Raw genomic sequence first — 19,986 nt, forward strand, 5'->3', positions numbered from 1 at the left:
CTCGCCTGGGGTTACCGGCGGCCGATCCCCCGCTCCTTCAGCTCCTGCAGGATCGCTTCCAGGGAGGCATCCACGTCAAAGGAGGGCTGCTTCTCTTCTGGGGTATCCGCTCGCTCGAACTCGGACACGGCGGGACGCCGGCGCCGAGGAGGACGGTGGCCCGACTGCCGGGCGCTGAACTCGGGTAGGGCCTGCTTGATGGAGAAGCTCACCCGGCGGCGGCCCTCGTCCATCTCGGTCAGCTTGACCTTGACCCGCTGGCCGATGGAGAGTTCCAACTCGGGGGACTCGACCCGGTGCATGGCGATCTCCGAGACGTGGACCAGACCCTCGACGCCGTCTCCGACCGCCACGAAGGCCCCGAAGGGCACCGTCTTGATCACCTCGCCCTCGAGCACGGTTCCGACCTCGTGCTGGCGGCTGAACGCCTGCCACGGATCGGCGGTGGTCTGCTTGATGGAAAGCGATATCCGTTCCCGGTTGCGGTCGATCTCGAGGACCTTGACGGTTACCTTCTGGCCGACCTTGACCACCTCCGACGGGTGGTTGACGTGCTTCCAACTCAACTCGGAGACGTGCACCAGGCCGTCCATCCCGCCTAGGTCCACGAAGGCCCCGAAATTCACCACGGACGAGACCGAACCGGTGCGGGTCTCTCCCACCGTGAGGTTGCTCAGGAACGCGCCCCTTTGCTCGGCCTGGGCCTCTTCCAGGTAGGCCCGCCGGGATAGCACCACGTTGTTGCGGTTGCGATCCAGCTCGATGACCTTGGCCTCGATGTCCTCGCCCACGAACGGGTCGAGATCACGAACCCGGCGGAGATCGACCAGGGAGGCGGGCAGGAAGCCCCGCAACCCGATGTCCACGATCAACCCGCCCTTGACCACTTCGATCACCGTACCCCGGACGGTGCCCTTGTTCTCCTTGACCGCCTCTATCTGACCCCAGACCCGTTCGTAGAGGGCTCGCTTCTTGGACAGGATCAGACGGCCGTGCTCGTCCTCCTTGTCGATGACCAGCACCTCGATCTTCTGGCCGATCGAGACGATCTGGTCGGGCGTGACGTTCTTGCGGATCGACAGTTCCTTGAGCGGAACGACGCCCTCGGACTTGTAGCCGATATCGACCAAGACCTCATCCTGGCCCATGCTGACCACGTGTCCTTCGAGGATGTCGCCCTCTTTGAACTCGAGAACGGTCTCGGCGATGGCGGCTTCGAAATCCTCGGGGCCGAGGTCGTCCGGAAGGGAGCTGACGCTACGAGCCTTGATGGCGGGCGGCCCCATGACGGGGTTGTTGTCATCCGGATTGGCGACCATCTCGGTCGGCACCACGACCGGCGGTAGGGATACCGGTGCGTGGATGGTTGGTTCCGGCGTGGGAGGGCCGGTGTCCTGAGCGTTTTCTGTCTTATCGGAGGTAGGTTCCATCTTTCCTATTTCTCTGCGGGAAGGTCCTGGACTGGGTTACGAGCCGCGACGGATCACGTCTCGCCAAAGCTGATCGTGTCGGTGTGGTTGGTTGTGGACCTCCAGGCAGGAAGAGCGTCTCCGCTATGCGTCGCCGGTGACGGAGCGCGCCGAAGAATAACACCTCCCCGGCCGGCCCGGCGGGCGCGTCCTAGGAGGTTATCCGCCCGCCGTCCGCCTCGCTACTCCTTCACGGAGGCGAGGTCCGGTCCGATTCCCACGTCGACGGTGAGCGGTACGGCGAGTTCGACCACCCCCTCCATCATCTCGCGGACGAGGCGCACGGTGGGCTCGACAGCATCCTCTCGGACCTCGAACACTAGCTCGTCATGGATCTGGAGCAGCATCCTCGCCTGGTCGGGAGCCAGATGCCTGTCGAGTTCGATCATTGCGATCTTGATGACATCGGCGGCGGAACCCTGAACGGGTGCGTTCAGGGCCATCCGCTCCCCCATCTGCCGGGTCCGCCAGTTGCCCGACAGCAGCTCGGGAAGGTACCGGCGGCGCCCGAACAGCGTGGTGGTGTAGCCGACCTTTCGTGCCTCCCGCACCACCTCCCTGAGGTAGTGGCGCACGTCGGGGAACTGCCGGAAGTAGGTGTCCATGTGCTCCTGGGCCTCCGCCCGTCCGATCTTCAGCCGGTCGGCGAGGCCGTAGGCCTCCATCCCGTAGAGGAGGCCGAAGTTGATCGCCTTTGCCCGGCGCCTGGTATCGGCCGTGACCGTGGCGGCAGTGAGCCCGAACACGCGCGCCGCCGTGGCGGTGTGGATGTCCTCACCGGCCAAGAACGCATCCAGCAGGCCGGGATCCTCGGAAAGGTGGGCCAGGATCCGGAGCTCGATCTGGGAGTAGTCGGCCACGACGAAACGGAATCCCTCGGCGGCGACGAAGGCTCGCCGGATGGTGCGGCCCAGCTCGGAGCGGACCGGGATGTTCTGGAGGTTGGGCCGGTCCGAGGACAGTCGCCCTGTGGAGGCGCCCGTCTGGTTGAACCGGGCGTGGATCCGCTGATCGGGTCCGATCAACGGCAGGTAGCCCTTGACGTAGGTGCTCCGTAGCTTCTCCACCTCGCGGTAACGAAGGACGAGCCCGACGATGGGATGGGCTTCCTTCAGCTTCTCGAGCACCGAGGCATCGGTGCTGGGTGTTCCCCGGGAGGTCTTCTTCACCACGCGCAGCCCGAGGTCGCCGAAGAGCACCTTTCCGAATTGCTGGCTGGACTTGATGTTGAACTTCCGACCGGCCTGTTCGTGTATCTCGGTCTCCAACCCGGCGAGTTCGGCCCCGAGGCCTGCACCCATCTGCTCGAGGTAGCTGCTGTCCACCGCGATCCCGTGCTGCTCCATCCGGGCCAGCACCCGCACCAGGGGCAGCTCCATCTCTCGTAGCAGGGTCAACTGGTCCCGATCCGCCAGCTCCGCCTCCATAACGGCCTGCAGGTCGCGGACCGCCATGGCTCTGGCCCCGGCCGCCTCCAGGTCCGGGCCTCCACCGAAGTCGAAGGTGGCCTGGCCGTCATCGGCTGCCCCGCTCTCCGTGGCGGTCAGGTCGGCCGCCAGGAAGCGGGAGGCCAGGTCCTCCAGCTTCTCCGATCGACCGGCCGGGCCGATGATGTATCCCGCCAGTTCAGGATCGAACTCCAGCCCGTCCAGTTCGTAGCCGGTCCGGTGCAACTTCTGCGCCAGTTTCTTCGACTTGTAGGCGGAGTGCGGCACGCCGGGATCGGCCAGAGCGGGCGCGAGATCATCCAGGAGCGACGCGGGCACGTAGTAGGCCGTCCCGGCCATGGGTTCGGACCCGCCCGGCGCCGCCTCTCCGAGAAGGGGGACGACCATCAGCCCGATCAACTCGCCCGACTCGTGAACCGGCTCCACGGCCAGGCCTGCCGCGCCTGCCAGCGTTGCGGCCTCGGTGGCCGACTGCACCACGCGTACCTCCACCTCGACGGCCGTCTCGGCCACCGGAGAAGTGCCGCCCTCCTGATCCGTCAAGCGAGTCCAGAGCGTGGCGAACTCCAGCCGGTCGAAGACCGCTTGTACCGACGGCCAGTCAAGGTCTCTCCGGCGGAGCCGGTCCTCATCGACTTCGAGGTCCAGGTCGTCGACCAGCGCCATCAGCTCGCGGTTGAGCAGGACCTGTTCCCTGTGGGCGGTGAGGTTGCTACGCAGCCTCGGAGGAAAGGTCTCGACATGCGAGAGGACGCCCTCCAGGTCGTCGAACTCCGACAGGAGCCGAGCGGCGGTCTTCTCCCCCACCCCCGGAACACCGGGCAGGTTGTCGGACGTGTCGCCGCGCAGGGCTGCGTAGTCCAGATACTGCCCCGGCCGTACCCCGTACTTGCCCTCGACCCACTCCGGATCCACCATCACCGTGTCGGAGATCCCCCGGCGGGTGTAGATCACCCTCACGGTCGGGGACACCAGCTGGAAGCTGTCACGGTCTCCCGTGACTACCAGCACCTGCCAGCCGAGGTCGGTCACCATCTTCACGATGGTCGCGATCACATCGTCGGCCTCGAAACCGGGGCGTTCCATCTGGAGGATCCCCATGGCCTCCAGCACCTCACGGATCAGGGGGAGCTGGCTGCGGAACAGGTCCGGCGTCGACGCTCTTTGGGCCTTGTAGTCGGCGTAGCGCTCGGTGCGGAAGGTGGACCTCCCCACGTCCCACGCCACCGCCATACCGTCGGGCCGGTGCTCGCCGAGCAGCTTGATCAGCATCGAGGTGAAGCCGAACGCGGCGTTGGTCACCAGGCCGGAACTGGTGGCGAGGTCGGGAGGAAGGGCGTAGAAGGCGCGGTAGGCGAGACTATGGCCGTCCACGAGGGCCAGGGTGGGCATGCGATGATCGTAGCCGTAGTACCGGGAATGGGACTCGAACCCATACGCCCTTGCGGGCACCGGATTTTGAGTCCGGCGCGTCTACCAATTCCGCCATCCCGGCGAGCGGGCGCCGATCTTACCCCGACGCGCCACCTTGCAGGAGGGTATCCCCATCGCCGTGGGGTTCGCTCGCTAGCCTGCAACTCCCGGACCGGGTGAGTTCGCCTACCCGCGAACCCCGGAGAAACCGCTCTCGAGCACCGTCGCAGGTCATGGATCAATCTCGCATACGCAACGTCGCGATCATCGCTCACATCGACCACGGCAAGTCGACACTGGCCGATCGATTCCTGGAGATCTGCGGGGCCGTAGAAGCACGCCGGATGCGCGCCCAGTACCTCGACAACATGGAACTGGAGCGCGAGCGCGGTATCACCATCAAACTCCAGAGCGTCCGCCTGGAGTACGGACCCTGGCGGATCAACCTGATCGACACGCCCGGCCATGTCGACTTCGGCTACGAGGTGTCCCGCTCGCTGGCGGCATGCGAGGGGGTGATCCTCCTGGTGGACGCCGCCCAGGGCATCGAGGCCCAGACCCTGGCCAACTGCACGCTGGCCCTTGAGCACGATCTGGCCGTGGTGCCGGTTCTCAACAAGGTGGACCTACCCGCCGCCGATCCCGACCGGGTGGCCGAGGAGATCGAACAGGTCTTGGGCATCGCGGCCGAGGAGGTGCTCGCGGTCTCGGCCAAGACCGGCGAGGGTGTTACCGGGCTGCTCGACGCGGTTTGCCGGCGCGTACCGCCCCCGGAGGACGATCCCGATGCCGAGCTGGCCGCCCTGGTGTTCGACTCGCATTTCGACAACTACCGGGGCGTGATCAGCTCGATCAGGGTCGTGCGGGGCACGCTCCGCTCCGGCTCGCGTGTGCATTTCATGCAGACCGGCGCTGTCTACAACGTCCAGGAGATCGGGGTACGCACCCCGTCAGCCGCTCCCGTGGAGCAGCTGGGTCCGGGGGAGGTGGGATACCTCATATCGGGGGTCAAGAACACTGCGGAGGCCCGCCCCGGCGAGACCGTGACCGACGCCGCCCGTCCCGCCTCCACCCCCCTACCCGGATATCGTGAACCGAAGCCCATGGTGTTCTGCGGGCTCTATCCCCTTGATGGCGACGAGTACCCCGAACTGCGGGATGCCCTCGACCGGCTGCGCCTCAACGACTCCAGCTTCACCTACGAGCCGGAGACCTCCACCGCTCTCGGTTTCGGCTACCGGTGCGGCTTCCTGGGCCTGTTGCACATGGAGATCATCACCCAGCGCCTCGCGCGCGAGTTCGCCCTTGACATCATCACCACCAAGCCGTCGGTGGAGTACCGGGTGCGGACCGCGGCCGGGAACGAGGTACCCGTCGACAACCCCGCCAAGATGCCCCCGGCCGGCGAGGTGGTGGCCATCGCGGAGCCGATACTGGCCGCGAGCATCATCAGCCCGGCCCGCTACACGGGACGCCTAATGGACCTCTGCCAGGGCCGCCGGGGACGCATCAAGGGCATGGAGTACCTGTCTCCCGAGCGGGTCGAACTGCGTTACCGTGTCCCGCTCGCCGAGGTGGTGACCGACTTCTACGACCAGCTGAAGAGCCGGACCAGGGGCTACGCCAGCCTGGACTACGAGCCCGACGGGTACGAGGACGCCGACCTGGTGAAGGTGGACATCCTGCTGCATCACGACCCGGTCGACGCCTTCAGCGCCATCGTCCACCGGGAAGCCTCCTATCCCTACGGGCGCCGGATGACCGAGAAGCTCAGGGAGCTGATCCCCCGCCAGCAGTTCGACGTGCCGATCCAGGCCGCCATCGGCAGCAGGATCATCGCCCGCGAGACCGTGAAGGCCTACCGCAAGGACGTCACTGCCAAACTCTACGGGGGCGACGTGACCCGCAAGCGCAAGCTGCTACAGCGCCAGAAGGCCGGCAAGCGGAGGATGAAGGCGATCGGAAGCGTCGATGTCCCACCCGAGGCCTTCATCTCGGTGATGAGGATGACTTCCTAGTTGCTAGTTCCTAGTTGCTAGTCATAATCAATAAACGCCGGTGAGTATTGACTAAACCCTAGGAAAGGGCGACCGTCAGGGCGCGGGTAGCGGAGGCTATCTCTGGGATCGGATCGTCCGATGCCAGCGCCCGGCGCACCAGGGCGGACCCGACGATGATGCCGTCCACGTGGGGCGCCAGGGCGGCCGCCTGCTCGGGAGTTCCTATGCCCACGCCCATCACCAAAGGCGTCCCGGTCACGGCCCTGATCCGCTCCGCGAGGCGGCGGGGGACGTCCGACACCTCGTCCCGCTCCCCGGTCACCCCCATCGCTGCCACACCGTAGATGAACACCGGGTCGCGGGCGGCGATCCTGGCGAGGCGCTCGTCATGCGTGGTGGGCGCGGCGAACAGCACCAGGCCGATGCCCGCCCCCTCGGTCGCCTCGATCACCGGCCCGGCCTCCTCGAGGGGCAGGTCGGCGACGATCAGCCCCGCGGCTCCGGCATCGGCGGCCCGGCGCGCGAACTCGACCGGGCCGACCCGGAACACCGGGTTGGCGTAGGACATCGCCAGCGAGGGCCGGCCGGTGGCCTCCACGACCCGGCGGAGGACATCGAACCCGCCGCCGAGCGTCATGCCCTGCTCGATCGCCCGCTGGCTCGCCACCTGGATGGTGGGGCCGTCCATGAGCGGGTCGCTGTAGGGGATACCGACCTCGAAGGCGTCGGCGCCGGCTTCCGCCATCGCGATGAACGTCTCGACCGTCTCTCCCGGGCTGGGAAGTCCGGCGGTCATGAAGGGCAGGAAGGCGGTGCGACCCTCCCTCCTCACGTCGGCGAACAGCCGGTCGAGGCCCTTGCGGCTCATCAGATCACCTCATCCCGATCTTGGCGGCGATCATCTCGACGTCCTTGTCGCCGCGCCCGGAGAGGTTGATCAGGACGGTGCGGTCCCGCAGGGCATCGGCTTCCTTGGCCACCCAGGCCACCGCGTGGGCCGACTCGAGGGCGGGAATGATCCCCTCGGTGCGGGAGAGCAGGTCGACTCCTCCCAGGGCCTCCTCGTCGGTTATGGATACGTACCGGGCCAGACCCGTGTCGGCGAAGTAAGCGTGCTCGGGCCCCACTCCCGGATAGTCGAGGCCGGCCGAGATCGAATGCGCCTCCAGCACCTGGCCCTCGTCGTCCTGGAGCATGTAGGTACGGGCGCCGTGGAGGATGCCGGGCGAACCGGCCCCTATCGATGCGCCGTGCCGGCCGGTCTCGATACCGTGACCCGCCGCCTCCACGCCGACCAACTCCACCTTTTCGAGACCGGCGAACGGGAAGAACATGCCGATGGCGTTGGACCCCCCGCCCACGCAGGCCACGACCACGTCGGGCATCTCCCCCTCGAGTTGGGCGATGCTCTCCTCGCCGATCACCTTCTGGAACTCCCGGACGATCCACGGGAAGGGATGGGGGCCGACGACCGACCCGATTATGTAATGCGTGGTCTCCACCGTGCGTACCCAGTCGCGCATGGCCTCGTTGACGGCGTCCTTCAGGGTGCCGGCTCCCGATGTGACCGGGACCACGTCGGTCCCGAGCATGCGCATCCTCTGCACGTTGAGGGCCTGGCGCTCGATGTCCTTCTCGCCCATGTAGACCAGGCACTCCAGGCCCGCGTAGGCGGCGGCGGTGGCGGTGGCGACCCCGTGCTGGCCGGCGCCCGTCTCGGCTATGAGCCGGGACTTGCCCATGCGGTTGGTGAGAAGGGCCTGGCCCAGGGCGTTATTGATCTTGTGGGCGCCGGTGTGGGCCAGGTCCTCCCGCTTGAGGAGGACGCGCACGCCGAGCTCCTGCGACAGATGGTCGGCGGAGCGGAGGGGGGTGGGCCGGCCCGTGTAGCTGGCCAGCAGGTCATGGAACGCGCTGACGAAGCCCGGGTCGATCCACGCTTCGGCGAACTCGGAGGCCAACTCCTCCAGGGCGGGCATCAGGGTCTCGGGAGCGAACATGCCGCCGTAGTCGCCGAACCTGCCCCGTTCGTCAGGCCGGTCCAACCTGGGACCCGGACCCGTCGCGGCGGTTACCGTCATGGATTCTCCTCCACCCGTTTGGCGTTCCTCACGAAGCTGCGGATCCTGGAGGGATCCTTCACCCCGGGCGCAGACTCTAGGCCGGACGAGGCGTCGACGCCCCATGGACGATGACGGGCCACCGCGTCCGCGACGTTCGAGGGGTTCAGACCGCCCGCCAGCACGTACCGGCTGCCCGGAGGCGGGAGCCACTCCGGAGCGACCCCGCGGCCCGTACCGCCCAGGTCGTTCGGCGAGTACCCGTCGAGGAGGGCGGTGCAGCCGGGCGGGATGGTCCCCAGGTCCACGGGGCCCCGCACGCGGTGCGGCCGGAGCACGAAGGCCCCGGCCGTGGCCGCCACGCGGGCGGCCTCGGGCGCGTGGTCACCGTAGGGCTGCACACCGGCGGCGCCCACCCGGTCCAGCAGTTCCACGAGTTCGTGGGGACGGGCGTCGAGGGTAAGGATCACCGCGGGCACACGGGACATGGAGGCCAGGCGGGCGGCGTCGTCCACCTCCAGGTACCGGGGCGTCCCTGGGATGAGGTTCAGTCCCAGCGCGTCGGCACCGGCGTCGGCCGCCGCCTCCACGTCACCGGCGGTGCGCATACCGCAGACCTTCACCCAGGTCATGCCGCCCCCTTGAGCCCGGAGATGGCCGCGGCGGGATCCGCCGATCTTGACAGGTACTCCCCCACCAGTATGGCGTCGTATCCGGCGGCTCTGAGCCGGGCCGCGTCCTCCGGACCCTGCACGCCGCTCTCGGCAATCCGGACGTCGACGCCGGCCAGCAACGGCGCTATCTCCTCCGAGGTGGCCAGGTCCACGTCGAAGGTCCGCAGGTCCCGGTTGTTGACCCCCACCACCCTGGCGCCGGCGCCCAGTGCCCGGATGGCCTCCTCCCGGCTGTGGACCTCGACCAGGGCGGCGAGCCCCGCTTCATCGGCGGCGCCGAGCAGCCGGGCGAGGAGAACATCGTCGAGGATCGCCACGATCAGGAGCAGCGCATCGGCGCCCATGGCTCTGGCCTCCCAGACGTGGGCGGTATCGAGGGTGAAGTCCTTCCGGAGCGCCGGCAACGATGTCGCGGACCGGGCGGCCCGGAGGTCGTCCGGGGTTCCTACGAAGTGATCCGGCTCGGTCAGCACCGACATCGCGGACGCCCCGCCCGCCTCGAAGGCCACGGCCCGCTCGGAGGGGTCCATACCGGCGTTGATCACCCCTTTCGAGGGCGACGCCCTCTTGAACTCGGCGATGATCGACAGTCCGGGACCGCCCAGCGCGCCTGTGAAGTCCCGCGGCGGGGGCAGGCCGGCAGCTGTCTCGCGCAGCTGATCCTGGCGCGCCGTCACCTCGGGCAGGCGGCGGCGCACCGAGGCGAGAACCTTGTCCAGCATCGGCCGAAGGCTACTCGCACTGGTGGGTGTACAGGTATAGCGCAGAGCGCCCTGGGGGCCGTCCCGGCGCTGCGCTCCGGGTGAGCCGGAGCGCTATCCGGTCCCGCCGGTCATGGGCAGCAGGTGGACTTCCGCTTCGATCTGCGCGCCCTGCCAGGTCACGGTGACCCGGCTTCCGGGTGGGGCTTCGCGGCGGATCAGGGCCAGGGCGATCGGAGCGTGCAGCACCGGGCTCTCCCCCACGGTCGCCAGCTCTCCCACCACTCTCTCCCCGTGGGTTACCCGGGCGCCCACCGGCGGCATGACCGGTTCGAGCATCCTCAATCCCCGGAGATGGCGGTTGACCCGGCCCCGGCTGTCGATGCGGGCCACCAGTTCCTGCCCCAGGAAGCAGCCCTTGGTGAACGAGACCGCCTCGGGAACCAGGCCGGTCTCCTGCGGGATGGTTTTGGCGTTGACGTCGATCCCCATCCTGGGTTCTCCGGCCTCGATCCGCAAGGCGTCGACAACGCGGTGGCCGATCGGGACGGCGCCGAGTTCCTCCAGCGCCTCCGGACCCAGGCCGGCGATCAGGCGGCGCCGCACCGGCTGCTCTCGCAGTTCGGCGGCCAGCACCCCCTGCTCGTCCCGCCAGCCGCGCGGCGCCCCGGGGACACGGTCGCCGGGTCCCCACACGTCGAGCACCGGCCGGTCATCCCCGCTGAACTCGACATCGACGCGCAGGCGCCAGCGCGAGAGCGAGGTGATGACCGGCACCTGGCGGGCCGCGTCGGTGATGATCCCCACCCGGTCCTCGTCGCGCAGGACCCAGAGCAGGGCGTCGAGCTTCCCCCTGGGTTCCAGGAGGAAGGACCTGGCCGCCTGCCCGGGGGCGAGCGCCTCGATGTCCTGGCTGAGGATGCCTTGCAGGTAGGGGATGGCATCCGGTCCGACCGCCCAGAACAGGCCGAGTGTGTCAGTGGCGAATCCTGCGACGCTCCGGGCATGCGCATACCCGGCCCTGAAGTCGTCGGGCTCGCCGGACAAGGTAATCAAAGCAGATCGGCCCCCGCCACGGCCGCCAGAGCCGCGGCCGCCTTGTCCTCGGTCTCCTGGAATTCCGCCGCCGGATCGGAGTCGGCCACCAGTCCGGCGCCCACCTGGACCCAGGCGGTGCCGCCCGCGATCACGACGGTCCGCAGGCAGATGGCGGTGTCCACGTTGCCGCTGAAGTCCATGTAGCCGGCGGCGCCGGCATAAGGGCCTCGGGCCACCGGCTCCATCTCATCGATGATCTCCATGGCCCGCACCTTGGGCGCCCCCGAAACGGTGCCATGGGGGAACACCGCCCGGACCACGTCGACCGGCCCCAGCCCGTCACGGAGCCGTCCCGACACGCCCGACACCAGATGCATGACGTGCGAGTAGCGCTCCACCACCATCAGGTCGTCCACGGTCACCGTGCCGTAGTCGCACACCCGGCCCAGATCGTTGCGGGCTAGGTCGATGAGCATGACGTGTTCGGCCCGCTCCTTCGGGTCGGCCAGCATCTCCTGCTCCAAGGCCAGGTCCTCCTCCTCGGACACACCGCGCCTCCGGGTGCCGGCGATGGGACGGGAGAACACGGTGCCGTTCCTGACCCTGGTCATCAGCTCGGGCGACGCACCCACCACGGTGACCTCCGGGTGCCTCAAGTAGAAGAGAAAGGGCGAGGGGTTGATGAGGCGCAGGGCACGGTAGAGGCCGAACGGATCGCCCGCGAAAGGCGCTGCAATACGGCGGCTCAGCACCACCTGGTAGGCGTCGCCCTCCCGGATGTAGTCCTTGACCGTGAGGACGGCCCGCTCGAACTCCTCGCGGTCCAGCGTGGAGGCGATGGGCAGGTCGGGCCGGGCGGAGCGGTCGGGCCGGGCGGCCGGGCGGTAGCGAAGGGCCGTACCGAGCCGTTCCGCGGCTTCGTGGAGCCGGGTCACCGCGTCGTCATACGCGGCGTCGAGGTCGTCCTCGAGGTCGATGAAGACATTGCGAACCAGATGCAGCGTCTGACGGGGATGGTCGAGCGCCGCCAGGCTCCCGACGAACTGCCACATCATCTCGGGCAGGCCACGGTCGTCGGGCGGCCGGTCGGGGAGCCGTTCGATGTACCGCACCGCGTCATAGGAGAGGTACCCGACCGCGCCGGAGTGCAAAGGTGGAAGATCGTCCATCGGCTCGGTGGCGTAGCGGGCCAGCAGCCCTTCGAGGACCGTCAGCGGATCCCCATCCGGTATCCGGACCCGGGCATCGTCGGCATGGCAGGCCCCGTCCCGGCTGGTGAGAGTGAAGACCGGGTCCCATCCGAGGAACGACCAGTGCGCCCAACGCTCCCCTCCCTCGAGGGACTCGAGGAGGAAGCCGGGCGCATCGCCGACCAGCTTGCCGAAGGCGCTGACCGGGGTCTCCCGATCGGACAGCAGGGTGATCCTGACCGGGACCACCGAGGCATGCTCGGCCAGGCGGCGGAAGTCAGCCGGGCTCGGAGTGACTTTCATGGGTCCACGTTACCGAGGGAGCTACCGGACCGGAAGCCCGGAGGGGCGTGCCCGAGCCATCGATCAGGCCATGGCGTTGCTGCGGGCGTCGTCGAGGGAGGCGAGGCCTCAACCGAGCACGACCACCGGCATGCCGATCGGCGCCCACTCGTACAGGAACTCCGCCTTGTCGGCTCTCTGCCGCACGCATCCCGCCGACAGGGATAGGCCCAACTGGTCGAGCGTCTGCACAGGCTCCCCGTTGCTCCGGAGAGGTATGGCATGGAACCCGATCCGCCAACCGTTCAAGCCCCACGCGAAACGCACCATGTCGTTCATGCTGCCGCCCCTGTATCCGTAGGCGATCGGCGATTTGGAATAGACCTCGTAATGACCGGCGGGAGGATTCCGGTACATACCGCTGACCGGGTAGCTATCCACGAGCGTGCCGTCGGCCTCGACCAGCCACATCATCATCTTCTCGCCACGCCGGTCGTAGACCGCGTGCCTGCGGCCGCCGAGGCCCACGTCCGGCGCCGTGAGCCCGGCCGACCAGAGCAACTGCGCATCGTTGAGGCGGATCGTTGCTCCGCCGTCCCGGGGCAGCGCAAGCTCGGCGCCGTCGAAACCGTCCGTGCCGGAACGCCAGACCGGCCCACCTCCGAGCCGGGGCGCCGAGTACATGACGAGGTCGCCTTCGGGCTGCATGACGATGCGGTCGCCTCCCAAGCCGGCGGTACCTGCCGACCAGACTTCCTCGACACCCCAATAGGGAGTGAGGTCGCGATACAGGACGAGGTTGCCGCCCCAGAGGAAGGCCAACCGGTAGGAACCGTCGGGGGACAGGAGGGATTGACCGCGCAGCAGAACGTCGCCGGGTCCGAGCGAGTCTCGGAGGGATAGGGGTGCCCGCCCGCCGTCGCCGCTCGTCTGGGCGAGCACGCCGGGAACAGGGAGAAGAAGGGTCGCCAGGACCGCTATGGCGCCGACTCGGATCCGCATCATACGGGACTATAGGTCGACGATCGGCCAAGTCGATACATTAAGGCTGGTGGAGGAGGTTTCTACGTCCCGGGATCAGTCGGGCGGGTCGAGGTTTCTCCTCGTGGCCTCGGCGGCCATCTCCCTGGCCAGGTCGCTCAGCCAGCCGCGGAAGCCGTCCTTGTCAAGCGTCATCCGGGCCTTGTTGGCCTGGATCGCCGCCCGTTGCTCGGTTAGGAAGGCATCCACCTCCCAGCCGGGTAGGTTCTCGGCCGCCTCGATCAGGCGGCTGGCGCCCTCGATCATCCGGAACGCACCGTAGATGGGTTTCTCATCGAGATGGAGCCGGGCGCAGGTCACCAGGTACAGCACGAAGTCGAACAGGAACTCCCGGGGATCGATCTCCTGGTTGCTCATGGTGATGCCGTCCACGGCTGATCGAACCGGTCGGCATGAACGGAGGGCTGGAAACCCTTCAGCGGCTTGGACGGGTTGGAGACCGGTACTCCCACCGCCATCAACACCTCCGGGCGCACGTGCTCCGGGAGGCCCAGGATGGCCTGGACCACTTCTTCGCTCCAGCTGGTGACCTTGCAGACGCCGATACCGAGCGCGGGCGCGGCGATGGCCATGAATGCGGCGGACGCACCCGCATCCAGCCTGCTCACCACCTCCACCCCGCGTACGCCGGACTCCTCCTCCGACCGCTTCAGATCGCTGCAGACGGCTATGGCGGCCGGGGCGTTGTTCACGAATCCCGGGCAGGCCTGACGCAGGGTGTGGACGATCCGCGGATCGGTGATCACGATCAGGTGGCGGATCCCCGGGCGGGCCACCTGGGCTCGACCGGCGGCGTAGACCAGACGATCGAGGGTGGCGCGGTCGGGCGGTTCGGGCAGGAAGTCTCGGTGCATGCGGCGCCGTCGCATCGCCTCGAACACCGCCATCGGAGCGCTCAATCCCTGTTCCTTCCCCCGCCGCGGCCACGCACCGGGCGGATCACAATGAAACAACCCCCGTCCCCATCAACGGGAACGAGGGCCGTACCGGGTAGCGGGGGTAGGATTCGAACCTACGACCTTCGGGTTATGAGCCCGATGAGCTGACCAGACTGCTCCACCCCGCGCCGTAGGGAGCCAGTTTAGCGCGGCGGGCGCCTACCGGCAATAGGCAATAGGGGGTCGCTCCGGGTGACCGCCGGCGATAGCACGTTCATTGGAGCACGGCGATGATGATGGCGGCGGCACTCGCAACCAGACCGGTCATCCACCCCACGATCCAGCGGGTCTGTTCGGAGAAGCGCCTCTCCATGTCGGCGTGGAGACGCGACATGGCAGCGTCCAGCCGGTCGAAGCTCACGTACTTCTCGGTAACCGGTGTCACTTCTCCGATCTCCTCTTCGTCGTTCGTCGGGAGAAGCTACTCCCCTACTCTATCATGACTAAACAACTGTAGCGTCGTCCACGGACGGGTGTGATCGGCATTCACCCTCCTCACCTATAGCAGGGTCGGTTAGGTCCTCGACGAGTACGATCGGAGCGGTCGCCGACCGATGCACGGAGGTCATCAATGAGCCAGGCTTCTCCATCTGATCGCACCGTATGCGACCTCCTGCTCGAGGGTGGGGTGGTGATCACGCTGGACGGGGTGCGGCGGGTGCTTGATCACGGCGCCGTGGCCGTCGCCGGTGGGAAGATCACGGAGGTCGGCTCCGCCGCCGACCTGCGGCACTTGCGGGAGACGGCCGGGAAGGTCATCGACTGCCGCGGCAAGGTGGTCCTCCCCGGGCTGACTGACGGCCACACCCACCTGTTCCAGTCGCTGGGCCGGGGACTCGGCGACGGCATGACGCTGGTGCCCTGGCTGCAGAGGTTCATGCTGCCTTACTCGAAGGCGATCACAAGGGAGATGAGCGTGGCGGCGGTCCGGCTCGGCGCGCTCCAGGCCGCCCTATCCGGCACCACGATGGTGGTGGACAACCACTATGCACCCACCGACACCGAGACCATCCTGGCAGTCGCTGACGCGGTGGAGGAGGTGGGAATCAGAGGTGCCATCGCCCGGGGGATCTTCGGGGAAATGAACCCGGGCGGAGAGCTGATGGGGGTGGATCCGGACCTGTTCACCTGGACCAACCAGGAGGAGATCGCGATCACCGCCGAATGCATGGCCGAGCGTCCGCGCGGCGGCCGGGTCGAGGTCTGGCCGTGCCCGGAGAACATCGTGTACGTTTGGCCGGAGCTGATCGAGGCCTCCGCGGAGATGGCTGCGGCCGCCGGGGTCGGCTGGCACATGCACTGCTCCGAGGTGCAGGACGAGATCTCGTTCTTCATGGAGGTGCACGGAACCCGCCCCGTGGCGTGGCTGGCCGACCGGGGGCTGCTGAGCCGCCACACCACGCTCGCTCATGCCGTATGGCTGGATCCTGACGAGGTGGCGGCCATGGGCGCCTCCAGCGCCGCCGCCGTGCACAACCCGATCTCCAACCAGTACCTGGCCTCGGGCGTGCTCCACCTGGAGCCGCTGCTGTCGGCGGGCGCAACCGTCGCCCTGGGTAGCGACGGGGTAGCGGTCGCCGGGCAGGACATCTTCGAGGCCATGAAGGCAGGCATGCTGATGCACCGGGTGGCCAGCCTCGACTCCACCGCCACCACGGTGGAGCAGTTCCTCGAACTGGGTACGCTCGGCGGAGCGGCCATGACCGGTCTGCACGCCGGATCGCTGGAACCGGGCCGGGCGGCCGACCTGGTGGTGGTGGACGTGTCCGGCGTCCGGCACACGCCATGGAGCCGTCCGGTGGCGTCGGTGGTCCACTCCGGCAGCGCGGCCGAGGTCGACACGGTGATCGTGGCCGGTGAGATCATCGTGGAGGATGGGCGCTCCACCAGGGTGGACGAGGCCGAGGTGAGGGCGATGGCGGCCGAGGCAGCTGCGCAGCTTTTCGGCAAGGCGCGGCTGAGCGAACTCGCCAGCGACTGGATTGGTTTCTAGTCGATAGTTGCAACTAACAACTACCAACTACCAACTAGATCGCGGCCAGGTCCTCGAGGCCGAGCCGGATCATCCATTCGCTGATCAGGCTCGACAGGTCGGTGATGCGGCCGGTGATGAACAGCCAACCGAAGACGATCATCAGGAGACCGGACAGGACGTTGATGGTCCGCAGATGCCGCTGGAGGAGCTTGATGCCCGAGTAGAGCTTGGTCACACCGATTCCGGCGGCGATGAACGGCAAACCCATACCCATCGAGAACACGAACAGCAGGAGCATCCCCCTGGCGACCGTCTCCTGGGTGGCGGCCTGGGTGAGGATGGCCGCCAGCACCGGACCGATACACGGGGTCCAGCCGAAACCGAAGGCCATGCCCATCACCAGCGGCGCCCAGCCGCCCAGCTGCGAAGGACGCACGTGGAGCCGCCGCTCCCGGTAGAGGAAGGCCAGGCGGGGCGACGTGCTGAGCGCCATCAGCACGATGACCAGCCCGAACACGGCGATCAGCCAGCCCGCCGCGGTGGTGATGACGCCCTTGTTGCGGGCGAGCAGGCCGGCCACCGAAGTAGCCCCCGCTCCGAGGGCCACGAAGACGATGGTGAACCCGATCACGAACATCACCGTGACCCGGAGCATCCGGCCGGTGGAGGCCTTCCCCTGCTGCAGATCGGCCACCGAGTAGCCCGACATGAGCCCCAGGTATCCGGGCAGTAGAGGCAGCACGCAGGGCGAAACGAAGGAGAGAGCCCCGAAGACGAGTGCGCTCACGTATCCGGCAGGATCCATAGTTGCTAGATCCTAGTTGTCAGTTGCTAGTTGCTAGTTCTATGTTGTTAGTTCCTAGTTGTGCTAGTACCTAGAGACTAGAGACTATCAACTAGAAACTAGGTAGCGATGGCGTGGAATCCGGCGTCCACATGGATGACCTCGCCGGTCACCTTGGTGGCGAAGTCCGAGAGCATCACACAGATCATGTTGGCCACCGGGGTGGGATCGGACGTGTCCCAGGTGAGGGGGGCTCGCTCGCTCCAGACATGCTGGAACCGTTCGAACCCGGGGATGCCCTTGGCCGCCATGGTCGACAGCGGGCCCGCCGACACGGCGTTCACCCGAACGTTGTGGCGCCCCAGGTCGCGGGCCAGGTAGCGGGTCACCGAGGCCAGGGCGGCCTTGCACACTCCCATCCAGTCGTAGGCGGGCCAGGCCTGGGTGCTGTTGTCGAAGTCGAGGGTCACCAGGGATCCGCCCCCTGCTTCCTCGAACAGCGGCAACAGGCCCACGGCCAGGGTCTTGTAGGAGAACGCCGAGGTGGTGAAAGCAAGGGAGGCGCTCTCCACGGGCGTGGTCAGGAAGTTGCCGCCCAGCGCGTCCTCGGGAGCGAAGGCTATGGCGTGCAAGGCCCCGTCCAGGCGCCCCCAGCGTCGCCCCAGCTCGTCGACAAGCTGCTGCATGTGAACCGGATCGTTGATGTCGAGCTCGAACACGTCGGGCGGATCCGGCAGGCGGCGGGCTGCCCGTTGGGTGAGACGCATCCCCCGCCCGAATCCGGTCAGGACTATCTCGGCGCCCTGTTCCTGGGCCACCTTGGCGCTGTGCCAGGCGATCGAACCGTGCGTGAGGACGCCGGTTACCAGCACCCGCTTACCTGTCAGCAGCATGACTCTCCTCCGTAGTTACCCGCCGGGCCCGAGCGCGCCGGCGCCGCAGGGGGCTCAGTCCTCGTCAGCAGGGGCCGCGGCAGCCATCTCCGCGATCTCGGCAACGATATCGGCATTCGCCAGCGTGGTCACGTCCCCCAGCTTCCGCTGCTCGGAGATGTCTCTCAGCAGGCGCCTCATGATCTTGCCCGAACGGGTCTTGGGCACGTCAGGCGTGAAGACGATGCTCTTGGGCTTGGCGATCGGGCCGATCGAGCCGGCGACGTGATCCCGCAGCTCGCCTATCAGAGATGCGTCGCCCTCGATGGTGCCCCGCAGGCTGACGAAGGCGGCGATTGCCTGGCCGGTGAGCGGATCGGACCGGCCCACCACCGCCGCCTCTGCCACGGACGGGTGCGAGACGAGGGCCGACTCCACCTCCATGGTGGAGATGTTGTGGCCCGACACGAGCATCACATCGTCCACCCTGCCCAGCAACCACAGATACCCGTCATCGTCCAGCTTGGCACCGTCACCGGGGAAGTACAGGCCGTCATAGCGGGACCAGTAGGTGTCGACGTACCGCTGGTCGTCGCCCCAGATGGAGCGAAGCATGGAAGGCCAGGTGTTGCGGAGCACCAGGTAGCCGCCCCCTCCCCTGCCGACCGGGCTGCCGGCATCGTCGACCACGTCCGCCTGGATGCCCGGCATCGGGTTGGTGGCCGATCCAGGCTTGGTGGCGGTGATGCCGGGAAGCGGGGCGATCATGATCGAGCCGGTTTCCGTCTGCCACCACGTGTCCATGACAGGCGCCTTCCCGCCGCCGATGTGCTCGTGATACCACATCCACGCCTCGGGGTTGATGGGTTCGCCCACCGTGCCGAGCACGCGCAGCGTGGACAGATCGTGGCGCTGCGGGTACTCCTCGCCCCATTTCATGAAAGCCCGGATGGCGGTGGGTGCGGTGTAGAGCTGGGTCACCTTGTACTTGGCGATGATCGACCACAGCCGGTCCTTGTCCGGGTAATCGGGCGTCCCCTCGTACATGACCGAGGTGGTCTGGTTGGCCAGAGGCCCGTAGACGATGTAGGTGTGACCGGTCACCCAGCCGATGTCGGCGGCGCACCACCAGATGTCCTGGTCGGGCTTGATGTCGAACACGAAGCTGTGCGTCGTGGCCGCGCCCACCAGGTATCCCCCCGTGGTGTGCATGATGCCCTTGGGCTTGGCGGTGGTGCCGGATGTGTACAGGATGTACAGCAGGTCCTCGGCGTTCATGACCTCGGGAGCGCACTCGGCGCTCTGGCCGTCCACGAGATCGTGCCACCAGATGTCCCGACCCTCCTTCATGGTCACTTCGTTCTCGGTCCGGCGCAGCACCACGCACCGCTCGACCAGGTCGGTCCTCTCCATGGCCCGGTCGGCGGCCACCTTCAGATCCACCACCTTCCCCCGGCGCCAGGCGCCGTCGCATGTGATCAGGACCCGGGCGCCGGCATCCTCGACCCGGTCGTAGATGGCGTCGGACGAGAAGCCGCCGAAGATGACGCTGTGGGCGGCGCCGATGCGGGCACAGGCCAGCATGGCCACCGCCAACTCGGGGACCATGCCCATGTAGACGGCCACCCGGTCACCCTTCCGCACACCGATCGAGCGCAGGCCGTTGGCGAACCGGCAAACGTCCTCGTAGAGGTCCTGGTAGGTGATGGCGCGCTCGTCCCCCGGCTCGCCCTCCCAGTAGTAGGCCACCTTGCCGCCCTGGCCGGCCTCCACGTGGCGGTCGAGGCAGTTGTACGACATGTTGAGCTCGCCGTCGGTGAACCACTTGAAGAACGGCGGGTTGGAGTCGTCCAGGAGGACGGTGGGCTCCTTGAACCAGGTCACACGGTCGCGGGCCTGCGCCTCCCAGTAGGCGACCGGGTCGGCGGCCGCTTGCTCATGCAGGCCGGGTCGGGCGTTGGCCTGCCGGGTGAACTCCGGTGACGGCGGGAAGATGCGATCTTCCTGCAATAGGTTTTCGATAGTGCGCTCGGCCACGTCTCCTCGCTTACGATCGGCGTGGGTCGGAGGCTACTCGCGTCGCCGCGCCCTTCGCGCCGGG

General features: G+C 67.6%; 17 protein-coding genes and 2 tRNA genes. 2 read left to right on the forward strand and 17 right to left on the reverse strand.

Annotated features, from left to right (window positions below; translation table 11 throughout):
• Nucleotides 1-11: 11 nt before the first annotated feature.
• From rpsA to OXM57_10155, 3 genes are all read right to left on the reverse strand, one after another.
• Entirely contained in the window at nt 12-1,286 is a 1,275-nt protein-coding gene (gene rpsA, locus OXM57_10145) for a 30S ribosomal protein S1 (GenBank protein MDE0353038.1), read from the reverse strand.
• A 365-nt stretch (nt 1,287-1,651) separates the two neighbouring features.
• On the reverse strand, nt 1,652-4,309 hold the full coding sequence (gene polA / locus OXM57_10150; protein MDE0353039.1) for a DNA polymerase I: 2,658 nt from the start codon (nt 4,307-4,309) through the stop codon (nt 1,652-1,654).
• A gap of 19 nt (nt 4,310-4,328) precedes the next feature.
• A tRNA-Leu gene (locus OXM57_10155) sits at nt 4,329-4,412 on the reverse strand.
• Nucleotides 4,413-4,563: 151 nt separating this feature from the next.
• Here OXM57_10155 and lepA point away from each other — a divergent pair.
• Entirely contained in the window at nt 4,564-6,348 is a 1,785-nt protein-coding gene (gene lepA, locus OXM57_10160; GenBank protein ID MDE0353040.1) for a translation elongation factor 4, read from the forward strand.
• A 58-nt stretch (nt 6,349-6,406) separates the two neighbouring features.
• Here the strand turns inward: lepA and trpA are convergent, their stop codons facing one another.
• From trpA to OXM57_10215, 11 genes are all read right to left on the reverse strand, one after another.
• Nucleotides 6,407-7,198 carry a tryptophan synthase subunit alpha gene (gene trpA / locus OXM57_10165; protein ID MDE0353041.1) on the reverse strand — a complete coding sequence of 264 codons (792 nt, stop codon included), beginning with the start codon at nt 7,196-7,198 and terminating at the stop codon, nt 6,407-6,409.
• A gap of 4 nt (nt 7,199-7,202) precedes the next feature.
• The gene (gene trpB, locus OXM57_10170; protein MDE0353042.1) at nt 7,203-8,411 is read right to left on the reverse strand and encodes a tryptophan synthase subunit beta; all 1,209 of its coding nucleotides are present in this window, start codon (nt 8,409-8,411) and stop codon (nt 7,203-7,205) included.
• A complete protein-coding gene (locus OXM57_10175) occupies nt 8,408-9,022 on the reverse strand; it encodes a phosphoribosylanthranilate isomerase (protein ID MDE0353043.1) in 615 nt (204 codons plus the stop codon). Before OXM57_10175 ends, trpB begins: the two co-directional genes overlap by 4 nt.
• A complete protein-coding gene (trpC, locus tag OXM57_10180) occupies nt 9,019-9,786 on the reverse strand; it encodes an indole-3-glycerol phosphate synthase TrpC (GenBank protein MDE0353044.1) in 768 nt (255 codons plus the stop codon). The genes OXM57_10175 and trpC overlap by 4 nt, the downstream gene beginning before the upstream one ends.
• Nucleotides 9,787-9,879: 93 nt before the next feature.
• Nucleotides 9,880-10,821: a hypothetical protein gene (locus tag OXM57_10185; GenBank protein ID MDE0353045.1), complete on the reverse strand. Its 942-nt coding sequence runs from the start codon at nt 10,819-10,821 to the stop codon at nt 9,880-9,882.
• Complete coding sequence (gene trpE / locus OXM57_10190; protein ID MDE0353046.1) at nt 10,818-12,296, reverse strand: anthranilate synthase component I; 1,479 nt, start codon at nt 12,294-12,296, stop codon at nt 10,818-10,820. Before trpE ends, OXM57_10185 begins: the two co-directional genes overlap by 4 nt.
• A gap of 108 nt (nt 12,297-12,404) precedes the next feature.
• The gene (locus OXM57_10195; protein MDE0353047.1) at nt 12,405-13,280 is read right to left on the reverse strand and encodes a L,D-transpeptidase; all 876 of its coding nucleotides are present in this window, start codon (nt 13,278-13,280) and stop codon (nt 12,405-12,407) included.
• 72 nt (nt 13,281-13,352) lie between these two features.
• On the reverse strand, nt 13,353-13,688 hold the full coding sequence (locus tag OXM57_10200; GenBank protein MDE0353048.1) for a DUF6092 family protein: 336 nt from the start codon (nt 13,686-13,688) through the stop codon (nt 13,353-13,355).
• Nucleotides 13,670-14,215 carry a nitroreductase family protein gene (locus OXM57_10205; GenBank protein MDE0353049.1) on the reverse strand — a complete coding sequence of 182 codons (546 nt, stop codon included), beginning with the start codon at nt 14,213-14,215 and terminating at the stop codon, nt 13,670-13,672. The genes OXM57_10200 and OXM57_10205 overlap by 19 nt, the downstream gene beginning before the upstream one ends.
• A 92-nt stretch (nt 14,216-14,307) precedes the next feature.
• Nucleotides 14,308-14,382: transfer RNA gene (locus tag OXM57_10210), tRNA-Met, on the reverse strand.
• An 86-nt stretch (nt 14,383-14,468) separates the two neighbouring features.
• On the reverse strand, nt 14,469-14,639 hold the full coding sequence (locus OXM57_10215) for a hypothetical protein (protein MDE0353050.1): 171 nt from the start codon (nt 14,637-14,639) through the stop codon (nt 14,469-14,471).
• A 186-nt stretch (nt 14,640-14,825) separates the two neighbouring features.
• Here OXM57_10215 and OXM57_10220 point away from each other — a divergent pair, with 186 nt between their 5' ends.
• Complete coding sequence (locus OXM57_10220) at nt 14,826-16,247, forward strand: amidohydrolase family protein (protein MDE0353051.1); 1,422 nt, start codon at nt 14,826-14,828, stop codon at nt 16,245-16,247.
• A 34-nt stretch (nt 16,248-16,281) separates the two neighbouring features.
• Here the strand turns inward: OXM57_10220 and OXM57_10225 are convergent, their stop codons facing one another.
• From OXM57_10225 to acs, 3 genes are all read right to left on the reverse strand, one after another.
• Nucleotides 16,282-17,034 (reverse strand): cytochrome c biogenesis protein CcdA, encoded by a 753-nt coding sequence (locus OXM57_10225; protein MDE0353052.1) that lies wholly within the window; start codon nt 17,032-17,034, stop codon nt 16,282-16,284.
• 98 nt (nt 17,035-17,132) lie between these two features.
• Nucleotides 17,133-17,906 carry an enoyl-ACP reductase FabI gene (gene fabI, locus OXM57_10230; protein ID MDE0353053.1) on the reverse strand — a complete coding sequence of 258 codons (774 nt, stop codon included), beginning with the start codon at nt 17,904-17,906 and terminating at the stop codon, nt 17,133-17,135.
• Nucleotides 17,907-17,960: 54 nt separating this feature from the next.
• Nucleotides 17,961-19,922: an acetate--CoA ligase gene (gene acs / locus OXM57_10235; protein ID MDE0353054.1), complete on the reverse strand. Its 1,962-nt coding sequence runs from the start codon at nt 19,920-19,922 to the stop codon at nt 17,961-17,963.
• Between the last annotated feature and the right edge of the window lie 64 nt (nt 19,923-19,986).

The sequence above is a fragment of the bacterium genome (genome assembly GCA_028820935.1).
Classification (GTDB): Bacteria; Actinomycetota; Acidimicrobiia; order Spongiisociales; family Spongiisociaceae; genus Spongiisocius.